We start from the raw sequence: 7,583 nt of genomic DNA on the forward strand, positions 1-7,583 counted from the left end.
GAAAGCATCTAAGCACGAAACTTGCCCCGAGATGAGTTCTCCCTGAGACTTTAAGTCTCCTGAAGGAACGTTGAAGACGACGACGTTGATAGGTCGGGTGTGTAAGCGCAGCGATGCGTTGAGCTAACCGATACTAATGAACCGTGAGGCTTAACCTTACAACGCCGAAGATGTTTTGGCGAAGAGACAGATTTTCAGCTTTGATACAGATTAAACAGAATTTGCCTGGCGGCTTTAGCGCGGTGGTCCCACCTGACCCCATGCCGAACTCAGAAGTGAAACGCCGTAGCGCCGATGGTAGTGTGGGGTCTCCCCATGTGAGAGTAGGGAACTGCCAGGCATCAAACAAGTGAAGAGGCCATCCGAAAGGATGGCCTTTTTGCGTTTATGCGCTGCACAAACAGATCCCCCAACACCCTGCTTATACGGTAAACTACCTGCGTTTTTGCATCAGGATAGCGTCTATGAACCACTCCCTTAAGCCCTGGAATACCTTTGGCATTCAACGCAATGCTAATCAAATTGTACGTGCCGATACTGCACAGCAGCTGCTGGATGCATGGCAAAGCGCAACAGAAAAAAACGAACCCGTACTGATTCTGGGCGAAGGAAGTAATGTCCTGTTTCTCGACGATTTTGCGGGAACGGTGATCGTTAACCGCATCATGGGAATTGATGTGGAAGAGCGTGCCGATAGCTGGCATCTGCACGTGGGGGCTGGCGAAAACTGGCATCACCTGGTGCAATTTACCCTCGAACAAGGGATGGCGGGTCTTGAAAACCTTGCGCTTATCCCAGGCTGCGCTGGATCGTCACCCATTCAGAACATCGGTGCCTACGGCATCGAGCTGAAGCACGTCTGTGACTATGTCGACTGCATCGAGCTGGCGACCGGAACGGCCACGCGTTTAACGGCAGAACAGTGCCGTTTTGGCTATCGTGACAGTATCTTCAAGCATGAATATCAGGATCGCTACGTGATTGTCGCCGTGGGCCTGCGTCTGTCGAAGAACTGGCAGCCTGTTTTGACCTACGGGGATTTAACGCGTCTCGATCCGGCTACCGTTACCGCCCGCGACGTTTTTGACTCGGTTTGCCATATGCGGATGACCAAGCTTCCCGATCCCAAAGTTAACGGAAATGCAGGAAGCTTCTTCAAAAACCCGGTGATCGGCGGCGAAAATGCCCGACGTTTTCTGGAGGAGTGGCCAACCGCGCCACATTACCCTCAGGCGGATGGCAGCGTGAAGCTGGCAGCAGGATGGCTTATCGATCAATGCCAGCTAAAAGGCACTTCAGTCGGCGGGGCAGCCGTTCACCGACAGCAGGCTCTGGTGCTGATTAACCAGCGCGATGCAACCAGCGACGATGTGGTACAGCTGGCTCATTATGTTCGTCAGCGTGTGGGCGAAAAATTTAACGTCTGGCTGGAGCCAGAAGTCCGCTTCATTGGTCGCACAGGTGAAGTCAACGCCGTGGAGACTATCGCATGAAGGACAATACGGTCCCGTTAACCCTGATTGGTATCCTGGCGGATGGTGAATTCCATTCCGGCGAGCAGCTGGGTGAACAGCTTGGCATGAGCCGCGCCGCCATTAATAAACATATCCAGACGCTTCGCGACTGGGGGGTTGATGTGTTCACGGTTCCCGGAAAAGGGTACAGCCTGCCGGAGCCGATACAATTATTGAATGAAGACACGATCCGCAGCCAGATTGGATACGGTAATGTGGCGGTGCTGCCGGTGATTGATTCGACGAACCAGTATCTGCTGGATCGTCTGCCTGAGCTGAAATCCGGCGATGCCTGCGTTGCTGAGTATCAGCAGGCCGGTCGCGGCCGTCGTGGCCGCAAGTGGTTTTCCCCCTTTGGTGCCAACCTCTATCTGTCTATGTACTGGCGACTCGATCAGGGCCCGGCCGCTGCCATTGGCCTGAGTCTGGTCATCGGTATCGTTATGGCGGAGGTGCTTCACGATCTGGGTGCGGATCAAGTGCGTGTTAAATGGCCTAACGATCTGTACCTCAACGATCGTAAACTTGCCGGCATTCTGGTTGAACTGACGGGCAAAACGGGCGATGCGGCGCAAATCGTCATCGGCGCGGGCCTCAATATGGTGATGCGCAATGTCCAGAATGATGTGGTGAATCAGGCCTGGACTAACCTCCAGGAGGCGGGGATCGTCATCGATCGTAACACCCTTGCCGTACGTATGATTAAAGAGCTGCGCAGCTCGCTCACGCTTTTTGAGCAGGAAGGGCTGGCACCGTTCCTGTCTCGTTGGGAAAAACTGGATAACTTCATCAACCGCCCGGTGAAATTGCTGATTGGGGATAAAGAGATCTACGGCACTTCCCGCGGTATTGACGCTCAGGGCGCGCTGCTCCTGGAGCAGGATGGCGTGATCAAACCCTGGATGGGCGGTGAGATTTCCCTGCGGAGTGCCGAATAACCGGATGGAGTGAATGATGCGAAAAACCGTCTGCGCGACGCTGGCCGTCATGATGAGCGTGTTGTTCTCACCCCTCTCTCAGGCGGGTCAGGCCTGGGAGAGTTATAAGGCACGCTTTTTCAAACCGGAAGGCCGCATTGTCGATACCGGCAATGGCGGCGTGTCGCATACGGAAGGTCAGGGATTTGCCATGCTGATGGCAGTGGCCAACGACGATAAGGCCACGTTCGATAAGCTCTGGCAATGGACAAACCGTGAGCTGAAGAACAAAGAGAACGGTCTGTTTTACTGGCGCTATAACCCCGCAGAGTCCAACCCGGTCGCTGACAAAAACAATGCCGCCGATGGCGATGTGCTGATTGCCTGGGCGCTGCTTAAAGCCGATGCCCGCTGGCACGAAAAACGCTACGGTGCCGCATCGGATGCCATCACAAAAGCGCTGGTTGCCCATAGCGTCATCCGCTATGCGGGTTACCGCGTGATGCTGCCCGGCGTCCAGGGATTTAAGCTTGACGGTGAAGCGATCCTTAACCCTTCCTACTTCGTGTTTCCGGCCTGGCAGGCTTTTGCCGGGCGCAGCCATTTACCGGTCTGGCGTGAATTGATCAATGACGGGAAGCGCCTGCTGGGGAAAATGGGCTCGGGAAAAGCGAATCTGCCCACTGACTGGGTTTCACTGGCATCTGGTGGCAAGCTGGAACCTGCCAAAGGCTGGCCGCCGCGGATGAGCTATGACGCGATTCGTATTCCGCTGTACCTTGCCTGGTCTGATAAGCAAAGCCCGCTGCTGACGCCGTGGAAAGCCTGGTTTGGTCAGTTCCCCCGGGAACAAACGCCCGCCTGGGTTAACGTCACGACCAACGAATATGCGCCCTACATGATGGAAGGCGGCCTGTTGGCTGTACGCGATTTAACGATGGGGCAGTCTTCCGGAGAACCCGAAATCACCTCTAAAGACGACTACTATTCGGCAAGTCTGAAAATGCTGGTGCGGATTTCGGCGCAATAACAACGCACTGACTATCCCCTCTCCCTAATGGGGAGAGGGTTAGGGGTAAATCAGTTACTGCGGATACGGTACCCAATCCCCGCCGTTCAGGCGAACGTACGGTTTGTTCTGATACTGAATGACGACCGCGTTGGCGTTCTCAGAGACTTCTGCCGTTTGCGGCAGGTTGCTGGTGAGCTGATCCCAGTTCACGCTATCTTCCACAAACAGCTTCCCGTCAACGGCACGGGCAACCAGTTCAGAGATCGCCAGATAGCTGGTCGGCTGGGTGATTTCAATCGGTGCGCCCTGATGGGGTGCTTTCATACCAAAGAATTTAATGCCAGCAGGCACGTTGGTGATGGATGGGCTTGGGATATCACGCAGACCCGACACCTGCATTCTGTCGCCTTTCAGCGCGCCGCCGTGCTCAGGTACCACAACCACCATCACTTTACGGCCTGATTTTTCCAGCTCCGTGAAGAACGCGTCCAGCTCGTCGAAGAACTTCTGCGCACGCACTTTATAATCTGCCGTTTTGCTCACGCCCGGGAAATGGTTACCGTCGTGGAGCGGCAGGGTGTTAAAGAAGGTCGCACTGCGCGGATTACTGTCTTTCTCGATGGTCTGAAGCCAGCGCTGCAGCACGGCGGTATCGTCATAAACCGGCGAGCCGTCGAAGCCCAGCAGAGTAACGGGAAGACCAGTTTGATCCATCAACGGTGCCTGCATACCACCCTGTTCACGCACCTCTTTCAGGAAGTTACCGAACTGGCCGTTATGTCCCAGCATCAGATGCTGCGTAAAGCCCAGTTTGGCGAGGTTATCAAACAGATAACACTGATTGCCGGCAGGCTGATACAGATTCTTATGCGATGCCTGACCGCAGCTTGCACGCAGCAGACGGATTGCTGCCGGGCCGCTGTACGAGGTGGCAGAGTTAAAATCTTTAAACTGAATGTCGAAATGCGACCACAGCGGATGGGACATCAAACCGGCTGCATCCACGTCGGCCCATGAGAGAGAGCAGATGTTGATCACCAGCAATTCAAACGGCTGAGCATCCGCCGGCAGCGCGTCCGGGAATTTGGTCTGTCGCTTGTCTTCCGCAGTGTAGAAGCTGGAGAGCCAGGCGTTCAGATTTGTGGAGGTCGGCGGTGCGGTCTGGGTTGGGATATCGCCCACTACAGGCGTATCGCCAGCCGTGGTAACGGTTGCTGCTGCGCTTCCCCCTGTGGTGGTCACCGTGGTGGTCGGTTGACCAGCAGGCCACAGCGAAAAGCCCGGACCAGCCAGCGTCAGCACGTTCAGCCAGATCATAATCGCGACGACAAACACCGTGATGCGGATCCACTGTGACAGGAACAGCCAGGCAACCAGCAGCACAAAGACCGCGCCAATCATCTGCCAGTTAATAAACCGCTCGGTCAGATCGAGGACATAGCTGGCGCTAAAGCCTGCCACCTGCGACCCCTGGCTCATAATGCTGTCCGGCCCCGGTAACCAGGTATCATGCCAGAACAGCGCAAAGCCGACAGGGATGGCTATCCAGTGACGCAAGCGATGCAGCCTGATGTTCGGCAGGGGCATCAGCAGGAAGGCCATAAACACCAGGTTAAGAAGGGGATGGAAATTCAGATAGCCTGCCCACAGCAGACCAAACTTCACCAGAAAGTAGAAGTTCCAGCCGGAAAGGCCGCGCCAGTATTGCCAGAGCGGCGAGGGTGACGAAGCGGTATAGGTAGAATTAGTCATGTTTTCGGTCTGCCTTGACGTGTGATGCCCGTGTCAGTGTTCCGGCTGGTTTTACATAGCGAGGTTTTATAAACAGCACTCTGGCCGTATCACGGATACGACGTATGGAATGGCGTGCATAGTAGCCAAGCGGGAAAAAAATCAGCGCACAGAATATAACCAGTTGGATGATATCGCTGATATTCATGATGGTGCGTTCTCCGCGTTGTCCGTTAATAAGCGAAGGGGCTCCGGAACCCGGCGCCAGATATGGCCATCATGTCTGGCATTGAGGATCGGTTTCGCATCGCTCTTAATTGCGAGCGGTTTAGCCCATTGTTCAGGCTGGAGCGCACGCATCTGTACCAGCTCCGCGCTGATCGTATTATCTTCGAACCAAATCATACGGTTCGAGAAAATATCCCCGGTAGGCAGGGGGAAGATATGGTTTAGCGCCGTATCGAGATCGTTGACCCGGCAGAAGGACAAAAACAGTACCAGGCGATTGTCGCCAATGGTCATGATATCTCCCGTACGGTTGGGGCGACACAAGGTGAGCGCCTGTTCAACGCGGATACCCGGTACAGGACGCAGGGCAACCATAACCCCTTTTCCGTCTGCAGGAAGAAGCGTATTGCTCATCATGTTGCCGACGGCGTCGCAGAAGGTATCCCATTTTTGATATCCACGCAGCTTCATCGGCTGCGTCATAGAGAGCAGCGTGGAAATGTCTTCCGGTACATGGCGGCTAAACTGCTGGCCCTGAACGCTTTCGATCAGCGTCAGGCAGCGTGACAGCGGCGCATTCCACGGAATAACCATATTTGCCCCGCAGCCAAGAAGCAGGCGCTCATCGGTGGCGCGCAGGCTGGTATTGTTTTCGCGCACGATGATTTTTAACGCGCTTCCGCGCTGGCGGCGCAGGGTGTGGATTTGCCTTGCCAGCGTCTCAATCTGGTTATTCTGCATCAATGAGAAAATAAGGGTCGCCGCCTGGGTTGTGCGGGCTTCGTGGAAAAGGTCTTCGTTAGATTCAAACAGCGACCAGTTTTCCGACAGGGCCGGTGCCCCCTCTAAAACCGCGATATGGCTCAGGATACGTTTTTCATCACTGCGCGGTTGCACCACGGTTTCTTCCTGCTGTGCCAGGTGCCACTTACCCTCGATATGTTTCAGCGTAAGTTGTTGTCTGGCGCTCACGCCTTTTTCATTACACCAGAATGCAATATCGTAGAGATAGCTGCCCACCTGGTCACGAACGCTTGCCAGACCGAACAGAGAACGATATTCACCCATTAAAAGTGAGAACAACTTGTCATTATTACTGCCGGGATTGACTATCAGTAGCGTGCAATTTTGAAATTTTGCCCATTTATTGATTTTTTCCAGCCAGGGCAGCAGTTTTTCAGCAGGGATATTTTGCAGGACGTTATTTGCACATTTAAGAATCACTAAATAGTGATCCGGATCAATAGTGCACTGAACGTCGCGGGACAAAAAGTATAGACTCTCGGCTTCCGATGTCATGGAAAATAATCGCACCGTCTGAGGGCCGCGATCGTTTTCCAGCGTGATAATTTTCTTCGGATCTTCGCCCATGCTAATGACAGCCACGCGGGAATCCTTATCCTGGGCAGCAATTGTCTGGTTTACCAGACTGATAGCATCTTCATTACGGTCCGTATTAATCCACCAGACTCCTCCGACTGGCATGTGGCTCAATTCGTCCCATAATGACTGGATGCCAATAGAAAATATGGAGTCCACGGTGTCCCTCTTTTCGTCTAATTTATCTGTATCTCAGTTTACTAGCGAAAGCGTAGAAATAAACCTAACATTGAAATTAAAGAACATCAGATTTAGCATGTAAATGAAATTTCATAGGGCAGGATGCCTCGCTACTTCTGAACTGGCGATTTTACGCAAAGGGATGGAAAAAGAATGGATAATAACGAACCCGGAACCCCAGTCGACTCGACCCTGGGTTACACATTCCAAAACGATTTTCTGGCGCTGACGCAGGCCTTTTCTTTACCTGAAATAGATTACACCGATATTTCCCAGCGGGAACAGTTGGCTGCGGCTATTAAACGCTGGCCGTTATTAGCTGAATTCGCCCATCAACAATAAGGGAGCCATTGATGGCCATACTCGGATTACAGGGTGTCCGTGGGGGTGTGGGTACCACATCTGTTACCGCGGCGCTGGCGTGGTCATTACAGCTTTTAGGTGAATCGGTGCTGGTTATTGACGCCTGCGCCGATAATTTGCTGCGTATGTCGTTTAAGGAAGGTGCGAATAAGTCCGAGATGTGAGATCATCGTGTTGTAACCTGAACCCAGAATGAGTAACCGGATGAGCCAGCAACTGACTTTTGCCGACAGTGAGTTTTCCAGTAAACGCCGCCAG

Annotated in this window: 8 protein-coding genes, 2 rRNA genes and 1 pseudogene; 7 read left to right on the forward strand and 4 right to left on the reverse strand. The window is 53.6% G+C overall.

Translation table 11 applies throughout. The features are described from left to right. The 5 genes from ACOTXT_RS21830 to ACOTXT_RS21850 form a co-directional block, all read left to right on the forward strand. Positions 1-158, forward strand: a 23S ribosomal RNA gene (locus tag ACOTXT_RS21830); the annotation flags it as partial. A 66-nt stretch (positions 159-224) separates the two neighbouring features. Continuing rightward, positions 225-340, forward strand: a 5S ribosomal RNA gene (gene rrf / locus ACOTXT_RS21835). 124 nt (positions 341-464) lie between these two features. Beyond that, positions 465-1,493, forward strand: a complete 1,029-nt coding sequence (gene murB / locus ACOTXT_RS21840; protein WP_025910154.1) for a UDP-N-acetylmuramate dehydrogenase — start codon at positions 465-467, stop codon at positions 1,491-1,493. Further along, on the forward strand, positions 1,490-2,452 hold the full coding sequence (birA, locus tag ACOTXT_RS21845) for a bifunctional biotin--[acetyl-CoA-carboxylase] ligase/biotin operon repressor BirA (protein ID WP_021242131.1): 963 nt from the start codon (positions 1,490-1,492) through the stop codon (positions 2,450-2,452). Before murB ends, birA begins: the two co-directional genes overlap by 4 nt. A gap of 16 nt (positions 2,453-2,468) precedes the next feature. Next, on the forward strand, positions 2,469-3,461 hold the full coding sequence (locus tag ACOTXT_RS21850; RefSeq protein ID WP_055322384.1) for a glycosyl hydrolase family 8: 993 nt from the start codon (positions 2,469-2,471) through the stop codon (positions 3,459-3,461). Positions 3,462-3,515: 54 nt separating this feature from the next. Here the strand turns inward: ACOTXT_RS21850 and bcsG are convergent, their stop codons facing one another. Genes bcsG through bcsE form a run of 3 tightly spaced genes read right to left on the reverse strand, consistent with a single transcriptional unit; the run spans position 3,516 to position 6,941 of the window. Next, positions 3,516-5,195, reverse strand: coding sequence for a cellulose biosynthesis protein BcsG (gene bcsG / locus ACOTXT_RS21855; RefSeq protein ID WP_008503239.1), 1,680 nt, complete (start codon positions 5,193-5,195; stop codon positions 3,516-3,518). Further along, on the reverse strand, positions 5,188-5,385 hold the full coding sequence (bcsF, locus tag ACOTXT_RS21860) for a cellulose biosynthesis protein BcsF (RefSeq protein WP_024908822.1): 198 nt from the start codon (positions 5,383-5,385) through the stop codon (positions 5,188-5,190). Before bcsF ends, bcsG begins: the two co-directional genes overlap by 8 nt. Further along, on the reverse strand, positions 5,379-6,941 hold the full coding sequence (gene bcsE / locus ACOTXT_RS21865) for a cellulose biosynthesis c-di-GMP-binding protein BcsE (protein WP_333166534.1): 1,563 nt from the start codon (positions 6,939-6,941) through the stop codon (positions 5,379-5,381). Before bcsE ends, bcsF begins: the two co-directional genes overlap by 7 nt. Before the next feature lie 174 nt (positions 6,942-7,115). On the opposite strand from bcsE, the gene bcsR reads away from it, so the two are divergent. Together bcsR and ACOTXT_RS21875 are read left to right on the forward strand one after the other, a co-directional pair. Beyond that, on the forward strand, positions 7,116-7,304 hold the full coding sequence (gene bcsR / locus ACOTXT_RS21870) for a cellulose biosynthesis protein BcsR (protein WP_008503237.1): 189 nt from the start codon (positions 7,116-7,118) through the stop codon (positions 7,302-7,304). Between the two features lie 11 nt (positions 7,305-7,315). Then, positions 7,316-7,459, forward strand: a pseudogene (locus tag ACOTXT_RS21875) (cellulose synthase operon protein YhjQ/BcsQ); the annotation flags it as partial. On the opposite strand, the gene ACOTXT_RS21880 reads toward ACOTXT_RS21875, so the two are convergent. Further along, positions 7,400-7,583 (reverse strand): hypothetical protein (locus tag ACOTXT_RS21880; RefSeq protein WP_421625451.1); only part of this gene is annotated, 184 nt, incomplete at its 5' end. The pseudogene ACOTXT_RS21875 and the gene ACOTXT_RS21880 overlap by 60 nt on opposite strands.

The sequence above is a fragment of the Enterobacter cloacae complex sp. IR5422 genome, assembly GCF_049238165.1.
Lineage (GTDB): Bacteria > Pseudomonadota > Gammaproteobacteria > Enterobacterales > Enterobacteriaceae > Enterobacter > Enterobacter roggenkampii.